Raw genomic sequence first — 14,800 nt, forward strand, 5'->3', positions numbered from 1 at the left:
CCCTTGATCACGATTACGGTATCGTATATCGAAAATACTATTATCGTATAGTGAGAAAAATGCATCTAGAACGCTTAGCGCTGATATTGGAAGTCGTAGGTCAAAAAGGGCATGCGACTGTCGCGGAAATTTGTGCACAATCCGATCTCCCTAAGCCAACAGCCTATAGGTTGGTTCAGGATCTTGTTTCGTCCGGACTGTTGCAGACATCTGCGAGAGGGGAGTTTGCCATTGGAACCCGATTGAAGCGTATCACCCGGAGTGATCATTCTGATCCTGCGCTTCTGGAAGTGATTGCGCCGGTCCTGGCCAAGGGCGCCAGAGACTACGGGGCTGCGTTCTTTCTTTCCCGACTGCGCGGCAACTGGGTCGAGATCATTCATGTGGCCACGCCAGAAACGGGCGTGTCATATCTTCACCCGGGTGTGGGCAAACGGCCTATGCACGCGTGCTCTTGCGCCAAGGCAATTGCCGCCGTTTCTCCAGAGCTGCTGTCTCATGGCGAATTGAACGGGCAGCTCAAGCGGTACACCGAGCACACCATTACCAGCGGAAAAGATCTGGCAAAAGAACTCGATGTCATTCGGGCCAAAGGATACGCCGAATGTGTCGAGGAGCTGGAAAGAGGTATAAGTTCTGTTGCAACAACACTGGGCAAAACAGGTGTTGGTTCGACGTTGTCCATTGGCGCCACAGCTTCCGTTCGGGTGTTTACGCCTCCAATGCGGGTCAAAATCGGCCAAGCACTCATCGAAATGTCGCATGAGTTATCATCTGCCCTAGGATGGGATGGCGCAGACGCGAATATGAAATCCGCCTAGGTTAGTGTTGGCTAAAGCAGTGGAGAAGGTTCACGCCATCCGGCGGCGTCGAAACGTTTGATACCATTAGACGGGTTTACGGGCGGCCAAGGAGGCTAAGTATGGACGATGGAATGCGCGGGGGATTCTTCGCAGTTAATGTCAAACCTGAGCACCGGCAGTCTTTTTTGAACGCCAGCATCTTTGAAGCGCAAAGTGTTGTCAGCGAAGAGGCAGAGGTTTTCCAGTTTCAGATCATGGTGGACTTGGCAAATCCCAATCGGTTCTATTTCTACGAAGTGTTCCGGGACGAAGCAGCCGTTCAGGATCACTGGGATTCTGAAGCTTTTAAGAACTGGTTGAACACGGTCCAAACAATGCTGGATGGTGACATCGAAATTATAGCTCGGATGCGCTCGCTTTTCCCAACGACAAAAGGCTTCGAGGCCCAAAAACCAAGCCTGCTGCAGTGGTGAATCCGACCGGACGTTTGAAATTTTGGTCGCTGTGAGAAAGCGACCGGATGTAGCGCTTGCCGGCTTTGGGCACGTTGCAAAAGCACAATAAAATATGCTCTGCGGACGCCGCCGCCGTTCGCTGCACGTACTACCCAATCGGATATTTCGGCAAGGTTGCACAGGTACCTACTTTTGCAAAGTCGTGGCATAGTAGCCCAAGGGGTATACACACGCGATCTACACCGGACCTTACCAGGCTTGGACGGGCCGATCTCCGGGTAGTGTTCGAGAAGGTAAGGGTAGTCTGGGGAACCGCACGTCGGCCAACAATGCGCAGTGGGGTAAGCAAGCTGGTGCCCCAGTTCAGATGATATCACATTGTCCAAGAGTTTTTGCACCATCACAAGGGTCTACGGTGGTTCGCGGATGCTTGTCGATTGAAACGCAACCTCAAGCATCCGACATCAATTTTCGACGCTCTTAGGACCAAGCATTAGTGCATGCATCATTGCAATCTTCGTCAACCGAATACTTTGATATCAAACCGTAACCAGCGCCAGATTCTTTAGCAGTTTGGTAGATTTTGTTTCAGTATGATCGCGTGCTTTCGAACTTGCGTGGATTTGCGTTTGCGATACAGATGTTCGAACATCGTGCGCGTGCCCGGGGTTGTCGTAGGCACGCAACGAACCTGCTCTAGACATTCCCGCACTGCCGACAAGCGCAAATACCGTAGCAGATGCAATCATTACTTTTTTCGTTTTAGGTTCCTTTCGGTCGAGCATGTTTGAAGCGCTGTGTGTGTCTTTTATTTTACAATCTGCGGCTCAGATTTATTGCGCTGGCAGACCATGGTTTTAGGAAAAGGTATTAAGCTAATGCCTGAAACCCATTTCGCTTCAGACCAAACGCAAGATACTTTATAACTGGACCTCGACGCCAATGTTCCAGCCGAAGGAGTGGTCGTTCGAGCTGCTTCCCAAACCGGTTTCACTGGTGATCTCACCATAAAGCCATGAGCGATCCGAAAGCGCGACATCGCCACCTATGCTCAGGGCCGCTGTGTTCTGGCCTCGCTCCGTGAACACTGCGCTTTGCCCAAACACCACCGAGGTCGCGTTGTCGAACGCATGATAAAAGTCGATTTGACCATACAGCATCGAATTGTTTGCAAAGGCACGTTCAGCACGCAATCCGACCCGGGCGGTCAACGTGTCACTATCCACCAGAGATCCGATCTGACTACCCGCGACTCGATCAGGGACATCGTCCATGTCGATATCGCTGTACATGACCTGCGCTTGCGGGATGAGCATCCATTCGTTCGGAAGCGTGAAGGGCTTGCCAACTTCAATAGATATCTCATACCCACTGCCATCGGCATCCACTGCGCCCCCGCCATTCGGACGTACCTGGCTGTTGAAAAACCCATAGCGAAGCTGCCCGTCGATATAGAACATACTATCCGCAACCCAAAGCGCGCTCAGGGTTGCATCATAGGCGTTGGTAGAGATATTGGCGTTGGCCGAGCTGGTGCCGATGTTCGATGACAGGCTGCCGATGCCAAATTCCAGTCCGCCAAACAGCTGTCCGCCCCCGACCTCACCCAAAGTCAAATTCGCGCCATACCGCAGACTGCCGCTGTTCGTCGTCATCTCGCCGTCACCGACATCATAGCTGTCGCGTTCACCTTGGGACTCAACCCAGAACAATGGTCCTGCGGTTGTTGTCAAGTCAGTCAGCGCCAGGCTACTATTGAATGGTTTGGAACCGTTGCTTTCCGCTGCAGTGTGGTTGCGTATTTGCGAAACAGATGAGCGAACATCCTTTGCATAGCCGCGTTGGCCGAGGCCATGCGACGGGCCGGCCATGCAGATTCCAGCACTTGCAACAATCGCGAACACTGTAACGGATGTAATCATGACCTTTTTCATCTTTTTGCGCCTTTCAGCTAAGCGTGTTTGGTACGCTGTGGGTGCAATAAAGATGGCAATCTGCGGCTCAGATTGATTGCGCTGGCAGGTCAAGGTTTTGAGAAAAGGCATCAAGTTAACGCCCGGTCGGGCGTCTTTCGCAGTGGGCGTTAACTGTCAGGCAAACACTGGTTTTGCGGCAACCGCGCGCCGGATTGATCACGTAGAAGCCGACAAGTGCACCCATTCCGCTGTTGGTTTAGTTTGAAAGAATGGTCACTGGCTACGCGTAATGGCAAAGTAATTGATCGGTTTGTGATCTAAGAATTTAGCGGGTCAATGAAGCTCCGTCACATCACAGCGTTTAGCCAGCAAAAGGGGCTAACCGGCTGGAGTTAATCACCGGCATATCTCGCCCCGCTGTTCACACAGCCGGGTCTCTTGCGGCATCGTAGGCTCAGCGCCTCATTCGTTTGATCACTGTACCAGCATCAATGTCAAAAACGTTCTTTCGCTTTCTTGCATCAATGTCCACCTCAGGCAATTCAAGGAAATAAAAGGTCACGCCGCCGATAAGCTCTGTCCCGTGGCTGCCCGCTTCCCTGCATTCTTTACATACTACAGGAGATTTCCCATAGCCCCCCGAAGATGACATCGTGTTCTGCAATTGCGTTTGTGACGTCGCGGGGCTTACGTCAAATGTGTCTGCAAATGTCACCCCAGACAATGCTGCAATAACAAGCGAGACAACGGGAGCAATCACTACTTTTTTCATCTTCTGGCTCCTTTTTTGTTCAGCATATTTGAAACGCTGCGTGTGCACTCAATTTGGCAGCCCGCTATCCAAATAGATTGTGTCGGCACGTCAGAGCCTTGTGAAAAGGCATCAAGACAGCGTCCGTTTGCGATGGCCTCTGAAACAGGCGCGGCCCCTGGCACGTAGACACAGAATTTTCGACGGCCTCCCACAAAACTGAACCGATGGCAGCGTAAGCTTAGAGAGAATCTGGCTCATCTATTTTGTTTGATTGTGCGGTGAAGCAAACGTCGCGTTTCGGTAGTCTTTCGTTTGATCCTTTCTCGTCGTTTTAGGATGGATTGCTCGCGCCCGAAATAGACATCTGCGGGCGTTAAGATTTGCAGGTTCTTGCATTTGGGTTTGTGATTGTAGTGATCGACAAATGCATTGATCTGATGGTGAAGTTCACCAGGTATGTCGCCGTTTTCAGCAGGGTGCGGGTCTTCAGAGTTTGGTGTCAGCGCTTGATCTTGCCTTGGGTTTGCGGGTGTTTCGGCGTGCCCTTGACGTGTTTCATCTGTTGATCACCTTGCCACTCGGCAAGCTTGTCCGAGACGTCGCTTGACCCGTAATCACCTAGCAGTTTTGGCTTGTGCAGGACCATTGCCTGATCGCATCCTGAGGCTTGCAACGCTAGGCCGAGCGTGTTGGTCACATCCTCGGCCTTCATCGTCGCGCAGAACTTCCAGGCGATGATGTACGGCTGTAGTCGTCGAGAGTAGTAAGCAACCCCAGCCAGCCGATCACTTTCAGATACGTGAAGTCTGTCTGCCACAGCTGGTTCGGCTGTGTGGTCTTGTTACGGAGCTCGTCTGCGACAGACAGAACCACCTCGGCCGGGCTGATGATCAGGCCAAATTACTTGAGGATGCGATAGACCGAAAACAAGAGCATTCAGAAGACTCATCTTTCCCGAACGAGATTGGGTGTTTCAGGGCGGAGAGCGGAGGTTCGCAGCAGCCGCGAGTTAGTGAGTTTGCGAAATCGGAAGCAGATATTGAGCACGCCTCAAACTATGTTTTTCTTGGCACGTCGTCACAGAGTCCCTCGCTGCTGAAGGTGTCGACAATCGTAATTAGTATCGCTGCGAATGGGTTCCTTTGTTTGACCCTGCTTACCCAACTCTGGGCCTAGTATTGGGTATTGCACCCAAAATAGGCGAACCACTCGGCTATCCAAAAACGTAGCCACGCAGCCGATGACATGTCCCGTTGCGGAAGTGAGGTGGCTGAGGGCATATTGCCATTGGCGAAAGAGGAATGGAATGGCACGGCGGATTACAGATCCTGTCGCGAAGATGTTCACGACATACGCAATCTGGCCTGCCTCGACCCCAAGGTTAAATGCGACAAGCGTAGTTGGAGCATCACCGCCAGGCGGTTCAATATTCCGTGGATCACTGGTGAAACCGAGTCCGCTTAACAGGCCGAAGCCAAACGCGATGAGCCATGGTGAACGCTCGAAAAAACGCACCTGTTTTTCGTCCCGCTTGAGCACTTCAACTGCCTGGAATACAATAGACAGTGCTATGACCGCTCCAACTGGGGGCGGGTATTGAAACATGAGGTAGTGCGGCAAGCGGCATTCATCGGCGACTTCACAACCAAGAAATCGGCGCAGGATCATTGTAGCAACTTTTCACCCAGATTTTCCGGAGTGAGCATGGAGATGTCGATTTTGCATTTCAACGCATTCATCTGAGCGGCGGGAGGCTCGGATTTCAAATCGCGGTGCCAGTCAAATAGAACCTCATCACGAATGTCCTCAAACGCGCGCAAGGCGGGCTGTTGGAGCGTATCTACCCACACAATATTGGCGCAATATCCCCAGGGCGCCGGGCCGGGCCTTTGCCCAAGCGGCAAGCTGCTGATCGATTCAATAAAATGCACCCAAACGTACCGGCGATTTGTTGGCCAGGTGTTATCGCAATAATTGCCGGTAGCAGACTAAGTGTGCCAAAATCATCCAGGTTCGCCCCGGAATTCAACGCAGCGATTGTTGTCTCAGTGGTTTCTGGGTCGGGATCAGGCCCAAATCAGATCTGATGAAACGCAATTGCCACTGGACTCAGGAAACGCTCAGAGCTCTTGTTAAGGTTCTCTTTCAGTGCCGCATCGTCAGGTTCCGTCGATTGCACCACCTACAGTGTCAAAAAGTCCGTCTTTTTCGCCAAACTGCGGCGAATGGCACTTTCGCCACGATCAAGGACCAGTGTGCGCCTCGCGCACAAGAACTTCTCGCGCACCAACCCGTTTGGACGCGAAGTCAGTTAATCTAAAGTTGGAGGTCGCTGCGCGGGAGTCTGAAATTGTTGGATCCACCGATTAGTATCCACGTCATCAATGACAATCTGGCTCAGATCAACTCGGGATGGAGGAACGAATACCAGCCAAATATCGCTAGCCCAAGAAGAAAGAAATGAAACAGCGGCTCTTTGCGAAATGGCTTGTGTATTTCCGAGTTTGGTAAGTTTTTTGGCTGCTAAGAAGCTGATCACAAAATCGGAAGGGCGCTCCTTTGCCCAAGACCATCATTGCGGGACGACCACAAGTGAGCCGTATTTTCGCTGAACCAACCCGTCGGCCTCCAGCTCTGCCACCAGCTTGGCGAAGGCACTTCGGGACAAGCGACAAATCTCAGCCAAATGCTGTTGGGTCAGGGGAATGGCGCGGGTCGGCGCAAACGCGTCGGATATCCTGGTCAGGATTGTGAGGCTGCGCAGTTTGGAATCCGCCAGCATAAGATCACGGGCAACGCGAATGGCAAGTGCGCCATTTGTGACGGCCAGTGCCCCAAGTGCACGCCATATCGGTTGGTCGTCCTGCTCTAGTTGGATCAAAGCCTCGTACGGGACCCGAAGCAGCTGGCAATCTGTCAGAGCAATCGCGCCAATCTGACGGGGCAAGCCGGTGATTGCCGCCGCCTCTCCAAACCAGGCACCGGGCCCGAACACATGGCCCAACACGATCCCTGATTGGCCATCGTCCAACTGAATTCCAACAGCGCCTGACACCACGGCAAAGACGGATTGATCGTGATCAGAGAGTGCATAAATTCCCGCACCACTTTCGACACTCACACTGCGACCTGAATTTACCAGGCTGTTAGCCAGACGTGTATCTATCGCACGAAGCCAGGGAGATGCCGCCACTAAGGCCTGAATCTCGTTTGTTCTGGGTGGTTTCTGCATCAAATATCCAATTTAAGACAATCTCCGCACGCGTTTTGGATTATCATATCTGAAAGCGTGCGAACAAGCGCTCTGTATCTGGGAGAGTGAATTTGAAGACAACAATAGTGCTACTTGCGTTGTCTGCTTCGGTGTTCTTGTGCGCGCAAAAGGTGCAAGCCGCAGAGGGAGGTATCGAGACCTATCTTCTTGGCAGCCGTGACAGCATGTCGGGCATCCTTCCGCCTCCCGGAACATACCTAAATAATGATTTCGTGTATTTCAGCGGCACCGCTCCCAGCATGGCTTCGGGCGGTGTGGTCGTGACGGACCCTGATGTAGAGGTGTTTACTTATAAATTCAATTTCACACATGTTTTTGACGCGCAGTGGGGCAATGCGCGATTGGGCCTCAATTTCAATTTGCCCTACGTTTCGGCAAACGGGCAGTATTCTGGCGACCTCAGCTCGGGGTTTTCCGGAACCCTCAACGATGACGGCGAACATGCCTTTGGTGATATCGTTCTTTCGCCTCTCTTCAACTGGAGCAAAGGCAAGTTACACACAACATTGGCCTTACAGTTCTTTCTGCCCACTGGCCACTATCAGACGACGCAAATCAACGTCGCAAACCGGTCGATTGACGCCCTGAATGCCGGAAAAAACCGATTTGCATTTGACCCAACCCTGTCGATGACCTGGTTCGACCCGACCACGGGATGGGAGTATTCAGGATCGTTTGGCGTCACCTTCAGCGCCGAGAACGACGCAACCGACTATCAGACCGCGCCCGAGGCGCATTTTGAAGGCGCGGTCATGCGGCATTTGCCCAACAAACTTGCCCTTGGGCTAACGGGATATGCCTACCATCAGATCGGCGATGACAGCGGCAGCGGGGCGGATGGGATCAAACAATTGCTTGGCGCTGATAGTTTGGAGGCCAGTGTTTATGGGCTGGGCCCGATCGTCACCTGGTCAACCCAGGTTGGCCAGACGCCGATTTCAATCAAGGCAAAGTACATCAAGGAGTTTGGGGCCAAACGTAGATTTGAAAGCGACAAGGTCTGGATGACCGTTGGATTGGTGTTCTGATGAGGTGTGTTCTGTCTATTGTCCTGATGGCTGTCATTCCGACCTCTGCGATTGCACAGCAGGACAATCAGACATTGGCCAGCCAAGCCAGCGACCCGACCGCGTCCTTGATGTCGTTTCAACTGCAGAATTTCTATTCACCTTCTTCGCATAACGCGAACGGGGCACTGAACGTTACCCAGTTTCGCGCCGCCATTCCGTTTCAGTTGGGGGGGATCAGTAACATTGCCCGCCTGACGCTTCCCTCGGTTACGTATAACTCAAATGGCAACACCGGGATCGGCGATGCCACCCTATTCAATCTGGCAGCCTTTGACCGTTCGTGGGGCCGTTATGGGATCGGTGTCGTGGCCCTGCTGCCAACGGGTGCTGATGGTGTCAGCACCGAAAAATGGGGGTTGGGGCCAGCGCTTGGTTTCGTGGCGCGGCCCGGGTGGGGGCTTGCAGGGCTATTCAATCAGAACATTCTGACTGTTGCCGGCGACAACACGCGACCGGACGTTAACATTTCGACTCTGCAACCCATCGTCAGCTACACGCTTGATCAGGGCTGGTCGGTCGGCACATCTGACATGACTGTTGTATACGATTGGGACCGATCACAATTCACCAGCCTGCCGATTGGGCTGAAAGTCTCGAAGTTGAGCAAACTCGGCGGTGTCCCGGTTCAGTGGCAGCTGAACTATGAGCGTAATTTCTATGATACCGGCACCGGGCCACAAGACACGATTGGCCTGACAGCAAAGCTGTTGGTGCCGAAAAGACGATGGGCGGATATTTGAACGAAAGGGTTTGAGATGACCATGCATTTGACTCTGGCAACTGCACTTGCGGTGTCACTTACGTTACCCGCGCTGGCGCAGGATACGGCCTCGGCTGACAACGCGGCTGGTGACCTCAAGGGGCAGCCTTATTCTCCCAATGCCAACCGGGGATTTCCGACCAGGGTCCTGTTCGGTGATACGCATGTCCATTCGGCATTGTCGGCGGACGCAGGTGGGGGCGGCACGACTTTGATGCCGCGAGATATGTACCGGTTCGCCCGGGGCGAGCAGGTGACGTCGAACACCGGGCAACCCGTCAAGCTTGAGCGTCCTTTCGACTTTTACATGCTGACTGAACACACCGATGGCATGGGGGTGATTACTGACATCAAAAAAGGTGCGCCAAATATCATGGCGGACACACAGGGCAAGAAGTTTCACGAAGCGTTCGCAAAGGGCGGTGACGAGGCCAAACAGGCCAGCATCGACCTGATCGCGCAATTCAGTCAGGGCACGTTGAGCCAGGCGTTGCTGTATCAACCCGGGATGCCAGGCTATGACAATACCTGGCGCGATCTGGTACAGGCCGCAGAAGAATTCAACGACCCGCATGTCTTTACTGCGATGATCGCTTATGAATGGACCTCGTTGACCGAAGGCAACAACCTGCATCGCAATGTCATCTTTCGCGATGGACCTGAGAGGGCGTTGCAAGTGGTTCCATTCCTGATGGCGCCTCCAATGGGCAGCCCGGATCCCCGCGATTTGTGGAAATGGATGCAAAGCTATGAGGACAAGACCGGAGGGGACGTGCTTGCTATTCCGCACAATCCGAACCTCAGCAACGGCATCATGTTTGCGCTGAATGACACGTTGAACAACAACGCGCCTTTTGACCGAGAGTATCTGCAAACCCGGCAGCAATGGGAAAAACTGGTTGAAATTGGCCAGACTAAAGGAGACAGCGAAACCCATCCGATGCTGTCCCCGACAGATGAGTTTGCAGAATACGAACGGTGGGATTGGGCCAATCTGGATGTCTCCGAAGCCAAAACGCCTGAGATGCTCGCCACGGAAATGGTGCGCAATACGCTAAAAAATGGTCTGGCTTTTGATCAATCCGATGGGATCAACCCCTTCAAGCTGGGCTTTGTGGGTGGTTCGGATATCCACACCGGGCTGACCACGCAGCTCGACAACAACTTCTTTGGCGCATTCACTTGGATGGAGCCGTCAAAAACCCGCGCCACCTCGGTGGCCAAAGGGAATGCGGATTTGGGAATTTCCTATAAGGGTTGGCAATATGCCACTCCGGGTCCGACGGCCGTCTGGGCCACTGAAAACACCCGGGCGGGTATCTTTGACGCGATGGAACGGCGCGAGGTCTATGCGACCACGGGCCCACGCATCACAGTGCGGTTCTTCGGCGGAGACTTCGTGGCCGACGACATCAGACACCGCGAGTTGGCACGGATCGGCTATTCAAAAGGTGTCCCGATGGGTGGTGATCTGGCGGGAAGCGATGCACCGTCTTTCCTTGTTTACGCCCTGCGTGATCCGATTGGCGCTAACCTGGACCGCATCCAGATTATCAAGGGCTGGGTTGATACAAACGGCGAGATCCATGAAAAAATCCATGACGTGGTTTGGGCCGGTGATCGCACGCCCGGTGATGACGGTAAATTACCAGCCGTCGGAAATACCGTCGATCTGAGCATCCCAAGCTGGACCAATGATATTGGCCGGGCCGAACTGGGTACCGTGTGGACTGATCCGGAGTTCGAACCCTCGCAGCACGCATTCTACTATGCTCGTGTTATCGAAATCCCGACGCCACGCTGGACCGCCTATGATGCAGTTCGCTTTGATGTCGACATGCTCGATGAGGTCAAGATGATCACGCAAGAGCGCGCCTACACCTCGCCGATTTGGTACACACCTGAAGGATGAAGCCGATGAAAACACTTATTATTGCGACATCCACCTTGGCGCTTTCGACTATGGCGTTGGCGGAACCCAACCCAATGCGTAACGCATACTTTGGCGAGACCCATATGCATACGGCACTGTCGCTGGATGCATATATAGGTGGTGCACGATTGATGCCGTCTGACAGCCTGCGCTTTGCCAAGGGCGAACCGGTCTTGGTAAATGGACGTCACAAACAATTGTCGCGCCCGCTCGACTTTGCAGCGGTCAGCGATCACGTGGAATATCTGGGCGAGATGTATTCGACGATATTCCCCGAGGCACCAGGATACGAGCAGGAAGATCTGCAACAACTACGCAGCTTGGAAACGCTGAAAGACAAACAGGATTGGTTCTACAAGTACGTCATCGCCAACAATCGCGGTGAAAATCCTACCCACCCACCTTTCTATCAGGGGCCTGAGACCACCAAATCCGGTTGGCAGATCATCATCGATGCCGCCGAGGAACACAATGATCCGGGCAGTTTTACCGCCTTGATTGCCTTTGAATGGTCCGCAGCGCCGAACGGTGGCAACATGCATCGCAACGTGATTTTCCGCGATAGCGTGGTCCCGGACCTTCCGATGTCCAGCTATGATTCCAACAAGGTCGAAGACCTCTGGGACTGGCTGCAAAACGCACAAGACAATGGATCAACCCTTTTGGCGATCCCGCATAATTCGAACGCGTCAAAGCAGCAGATGTTTCCCGAACTCAACAGTTTTGGCGAAGCTCCAGACAAGGACTGGGCCAGCACTCGGCAGGTTTGGGAGCCGCTAATCGAAATGATGCAGATCAAGGGTAATTCTGAGGTACACGAAGCATTCTGGCAGGCGGATGAGTTCGCCGGTTTCGAAAACGCAAATTCCATCCAGAAAAACTCAAACCGGTATTTCCACAAGCGCGACTTTGTGCGCGAAGGGTTAAAACTGGGACTGGCGGCCCAACAGGAGTTGGGCGTAAATCCCTACAAATATGGGTTCATCGGCGGCACTGACAGCCATAACGGCCTGACGTCAGATGTGGCCGAAGATGACTTTATCGGCGGTCACGGTCCCGAAGATGGCAGTGTTGATCGACGTCGCAAGGGCGGGGTTGGCGGTTGGATCGACGGGATCGACCTTTCGATTGGTTCACTTGCTGGTGTCTGGGCCGAGGAAAACACCCGATCTTCGATTTGGGACGCGATGAAACGGCGTGAAACTTTCGCTACATCCGGGCCTCGGGTCAAAGTGCGGATGTTCGGTGGCGCGGACCTTGCGGGCAATCCGACCGACCCCGTTGCGATGGTGGAAGATGGCTATGAAAACGGCGTACCGATGGGTGGTGATTTGATTGGAGACAAAGCGCCCACTTTCACCGTATATGCGCAAAAAGACCCGGACGGCGCCAATCTGGATCGCATCCAAATCATCAAGGGCTGGGTCGACGCAACGGGCGAGATCCACGAAGAGATCATTGACGTGGCCTGGTCCGGCGATCGCGAGATCGCCGCAGATGGCAAACTTCCTTCGGTGGGCAATACTGTCGATCTGAAAACTGCACTGTATACGAACGACATTGGCGCCCCAACATTGATGGGCAGTTGGACTGACCCCGGTTTCGACCCAGAGCAAGGCGCGTTCTATTACGCACGTGCTATCGAGATTCCGACGCCTAGGTGGTCGACGTATGATGCCGTTCGTTCTGGCCTTCCTTTGTTGGAAGAAGTCCCCGCTACGATTCAGGAACGCGCCTGGGGCTCGCCGATCTGGTATTCACCCACCGGATAATCAGAGAATTCAACTTGGGCAACAGTTGCGTTTTCAAGCCGTACAACATGCGGAAAGTGACGCCGGGTCCAAATCCTGAAGAAGTGCGGTAGCCCTTACCGGTAACGCATGTAGCTCGCAACTAACGGTTTCTTCCCGCGTTGCGTCCGAGATCAACTGCAGGCCCAGTGTGACGGCCGGAACAATATCCTTTGTATCAATCTATCAAAGCTCGGGCTGCGCTGGCGCCTCATCGTCGACTGGTGTTTGCTGATGTGACACGAGCTTCCAAATACCTGCATCGTTCAAATAGGTCGACGCACATAGCGCATGGTAAATCGGAGCGTCAGGACGCTCGGCTGAAACCCGATATGCGAGAACAGCAATCTCACCTTTTTGATTGAAATGTCGGTCGCTCATTCGAACCGTCCGCCATCCTGCCGTACCTTGCGCACCAGTCGTACCGCGTTGAATTTTCGCTGGGTACGGGAAGATCATCACGGCATCTTCAGATATTTCAGAATGTGCGGAATCGAAACCGTTTAACCACAGCCGCTCTTCTGTTGCCCAAAGTTGGTCTTCAGTGGTCATTTCCCTCTCCTTTATTGCGTTTTCCTCAATAGAACATGGCGCTTTTTGAAATCTGTTTCTGAATTGACCCCAAGAAACTGGAAACAAGAACAATTTCTTTCATAGGTTAGGCGTTCTGCACATAGCCGTCACCTCAATTGGTGTTCTGGGCGCTATCGGGTCAAATTTCCAGGGTCTGCGAACCATTAACGCCACTTCAGTTGATCTAAGCGAGGAGGCGAAGTCGGCTTCGTTCGGACATAACCGAGTGTTGAAAGCGTTCGGTTTTCCATTCCTTGGTGCAATCCTATTCAACCAGCGGGAACCCCAATAATAAAAACCGCTCCGGAAACAACACTTAGCGCCAAAAAGGCAGCGGCTTTTTTCTCGTCACCCATACGCTTACGTGCAGCTTCAAATGCGACCAGGCATTGAAGGGCATAAAACAAGGCAAAGGCACGGCTTGCCAAGGCAATCACCTGGTCAACATCAGTCGACCACAGAATGCCGATTCCAACCAGCGCAATTAAACCATAGGCGTGGCTGGGGTTTACGCGATCATGAGTGATCTCGCCGATCAGGCCGGCATCCCCAATACTGTCTGCAACAGATGCGCTAAATTGGCTGGCTGTCGCAGCAATTGTCAAAGAAATCGGCAGTATGCCCGCGACCAAAGCCGAGACAGATATAACAGCAGCAACTCCCTCTCCCTGAGACAGATCTATCAGCAGCGGCGAAAGGAGTATGAAGAAGACAATGTAAATAACCCCGGAGAGCAACTGCGCATTCCACATCGCCTTAATTCTGGTCTGCGCATCAAATTCCTCGCCCATGAACCTTGTCGTTTCAAATCCCTGCACAACAATCAGCAACCCGAGAAGAACAGGAAGTGACTTAAGCTCGAATTTGCCAGCAGCTGACAGAAAGTCGCCTGGCCCGACGATCTTCCCGAATGCAAAAACCGCAAGAGCCGCAAGAAAACCAGCTATCACTGATAGATTTAAAGCTGTCGCATAGCGTTCAACGCGGGCAACTTTTTGCGCTCCACCGCTCCAACCTAATAGCCCAATTGCTATCAAAAGACTTATCGCGATGGGTTTTGCTAACTCTGGCCGGTCGATATTTGCGCCCTGTAGGACAAAGTGCCCGAGAAGGGCAAGATAATAGGAAACGGAAATGAAGTAGGCAAATGCGAGAACAATATGACTGAGTTGCTCAATCGAATGCAGAACATGATCCTTGTCAGCTGCCAATTGTGGTTCGACAACTCTGATGTTGTAGCGAATTGTCCATCCAATCAGCATTGCCACCAGAATTAACAGCGCCATCGCAAGCGCAGCAAAGCCCCCGAACTCCCGGGCAAGCAGAGGGGCGGAAACCAGAAAACCACTCCCGATGATTGAGGCGAGTGGGGTAACTGTGGCGCGCCAAATCGCGGTTTGTGAAAACGGAGCGAACAGTAATCCTAAAAGAACGACTGCTCCAATGGCCACAAAGGTAATTGTCGGTATCAA

Annotated in this window: 13 protein-coding genes and 2 pseudogenes; 7 read left to right on the forward strand and 8 right to left on the reverse strand. The window is 53.0% G+C overall.

The window, feature by feature from the left end:
* Nucleotides 1-59: 59 nt before the first annotated feature.
* From AC2FIO_RS14180 to AC2FIO_RS14190, 3 genes and pseudogenes are all read left to right on the forward strand, one after another.
* Nucleotides 60-197: pseudogene (locus tag AC2FIO_RS14180) on the forward strand (helix-turn-helix domain-containing protein); the annotation flags it as partial.
* A gap of 45 nt (nt 198-242) precedes the next feature.
* The gene (locus AC2FIO_RS14185; protein WP_282120878.1) at nt 243-821 is read left to right on the forward strand and encodes an IclR family transcriptional regulator domain-containing protein; all 579 of its coding nucleotides are present in this window, start codon (nt 243-245) and stop codon (nt 819-821) included.
* 101 nt (nt 822-922) lie between these two features.
* Entirely contained in the window at nt 923-1,276 is a 354-nt protein-coding gene (locus tag AC2FIO_RS14190) for a putative quinol monooxygenase (protein ID WP_282120779.1), read from the forward strand.
* Nucleotides 1,277-2,178: 902 nt separating this feature from the next.
* Here the strand turns inward: AC2FIO_RS14190 and AC2FIO_RS14195 are convergent.
* From AC2FIO_RS14195 to AC2FIO_RS14220, 6 genes and pseudogenes are all read right to left on the reverse strand, one after another.
* Nucleotides 2,179-3,192, reverse strand: a complete 1,014-nt coding sequence (locus AC2FIO_RS14195) for an autotransporter domain-containing protein (RefSeq protein WP_496698420.1) — start codon at nt 3,190-3,192, stop codon at nt 2,179-2,181.
* Between the two features lie 436 nt (nt 3,193-3,628).
* On the reverse strand, nt 3,629-3,946 hold the full coding sequence (locus AC2FIO_RS14200; RefSeq protein WP_496698422.1) for a hypothetical protein: 318 nt from the start codon (nt 3,944-3,946) through the stop codon (nt 3,629-3,631).
* A 236-nt stretch (nt 3,947-4,182) separates the two neighbouring features.
* A pseudogene (locus AC2FIO_RS14205) lies at nt 4,183-4,852 on the reverse strand (transposase); the annotation flags it as partial.
* Between the two features lie 153 nt (nt 4,853-5,005).
* Nucleotides 5,006-5,596 (reverse strand): HupE/UreJ family protein, encoded by a 591-nt coding sequence (locus AC2FIO_RS14210; RefSeq protein ID WP_496698424.1) that lies wholly within the window; start codon nt 5,594-5,596, stop codon nt 5,006-5,008.
* On the reverse strand, nt 5,593-5,859 hold the full coding sequence (locus AC2FIO_RS14215) for a hypothetical protein (protein WP_496698426.1): 267 nt from the start codon (nt 5,857-5,859) through the stop codon (nt 5,593-5,595). The genes AC2FIO_RS14210 and AC2FIO_RS14215 overlap by 4 nt, the downstream gene beginning before the upstream one ends.
* Nucleotides 5,860-6,500: 641 nt before the next feature.
* The gene (locus tag AC2FIO_RS14220; RefSeq protein ID WP_496698428.1) at nt 6,501-7,049 is read right to left on the reverse strand and encodes a Crp/Fnr family transcriptional regulator; all 549 of its coding nucleotides are present in this window, start codon (nt 7,047-7,049) and stop codon (nt 6,501-6,503) included.
* Between the two features lie 203 nt (nt 7,050-7,252).
* On the opposite strand from AC2FIO_RS14220, the gene AC2FIO_RS14225 reads away from it, so the two are divergent.
* From AC2FIO_RS14225 to AC2FIO_RS14240, 4 genes are read left to right on the forward strand one after another with little or no spacing between them, the layout of a single operon-like run.
* Nucleotides 7,253-8,230, forward strand: coding sequence for a SphA family protein (locus tag AC2FIO_RS14225; RefSeq protein ID WP_496698430.1), 978 nt, complete (start codon nt 7,253-7,255; stop codon nt 8,228-8,230).
* A gap of 26 nt (nt 8,231-8,256) precedes the next feature.
* Entirely contained in the window at nt 8,257-9,012 is a 756-nt protein-coding gene (locus AC2FIO_RS14230; RefSeq protein ID WP_496698431.1) for a hypothetical protein, read from the forward strand.
* 21 nt (nt 9,013-9,033) lie between these two features.
* Nucleotides 9,034-10,944 (forward strand): DUF3604 domain-containing protein, encoded by a 1,911-nt coding sequence (locus AC2FIO_RS14235; protein ID WP_496698433.1) that lies wholly within the window; start codon nt 9,034-9,036, stop codon nt 10,942-10,944.
* Nucleotides 10,945-10,949: 5 nt separating this feature from the next.
* Entirely contained in the window at nt 10,950-12,737 is a 1,788-nt protein-coding gene (locus AC2FIO_RS14240; protein WP_496698434.1) for a DUF3604 domain-containing protein, read from the forward strand.
* 204 nt (nt 12,738-12,941) lie between these two features.
* On the opposite strand, the gene AC2FIO_RS14245 is transcribed toward AC2FIO_RS14240, so the two are convergent.
* Together AC2FIO_RS14245 and AC2FIO_RS14250 are read right to left on the reverse strand one after the other, a co-directional pair.
* Nucleotides 12,942-13,307 carry a hypothetical protein gene (locus AC2FIO_RS14245; protein WP_282169987.1) on the reverse strand — a complete coding sequence of 122 codons (366 nt, stop codon included), beginning with the start codon at nt 13,305-13,307 and terminating at the stop codon, nt 12,942-12,944.
* A 290-nt stretch (nt 13,308-13,597) separates the two neighbouring features.
* Nucleotides 13,598-14,800 carry an Aq_097 family APC-type transporter gene (locus AC2FIO_RS14250; protein ID WP_496698435.1) on the reverse strand — a complete coding sequence of 401 codons (1,203 nt, stop codon included), beginning with the start codon at nt 14,798-14,800 and terminating at the stop codon, nt 13,598-13,600.

The organism is Ruegeria sp. CDSB086 (assembly GCF_059611065.1).

What these genes read in the sequence shown, in the direction of transcription:
- AC2FIO_RS14190 (WP_282120779.1), top strand. Translation starts at nt 923, where the DNA reads ATGGACGATGGAATGCGCGGGGGATTCTTCGCAGTTAATGTCAAACCT.
- AC2FIO_RS14195 (WP_496698420.1), bottom strand. Translation starts at nt 3,192, where the DNA reads ATGAAAAAGGTCATGATTACATCCGTTACAGTGTTCGCGATTGTTGCA.
- AC2FIO_RS14200 (WP_496698422.1), bottom strand. Translation starts at nt 3,946, where the DNA reads ATGAAAAAAGTAGTGATTGCTCCCGTTGTCTCGCTTGTTATTGCAGCA.
- AC2FIO_RS14210 (WP_496698424.1), bottom strand. Translation starts at nt 5,596, where the DNA reads ATGATCCTGCGCCGATTTCTTGGTTGTGAAGTCGCCGATGAATGCCGC.
- AC2FIO_RS14230 (WP_496698431.1), top strand. Translation starts at nt 8,257, where the DNA reads ATGGCTGTCATTCCGACCTCTGCGATTGCACAGCAGGACAATCAGACA.
- AC2FIO_RS14235 (WP_496698433.1), top strand. Translation starts at nt 9,034, where the DNA reads ATGCATTTGACTCTGGCAACTGCACTTGCGGTGTCACTTACGTTACCC.
- AC2FIO_RS14240 (WP_496698434.1), top strand. Translation starts at nt 10,950, where the DNA reads ATGAAAACACTTATTATTGCGACATCCACCTTGGCGCTTTCGACTATG.
- AC2FIO_RS14245 (WP_282169987.1), bottom strand. Translation starts at nt 13,307, where the DNA reads ATGACCACTGAAGACCAACTTTGGGCAACAGAAGAGCGGCTGTGGTTA.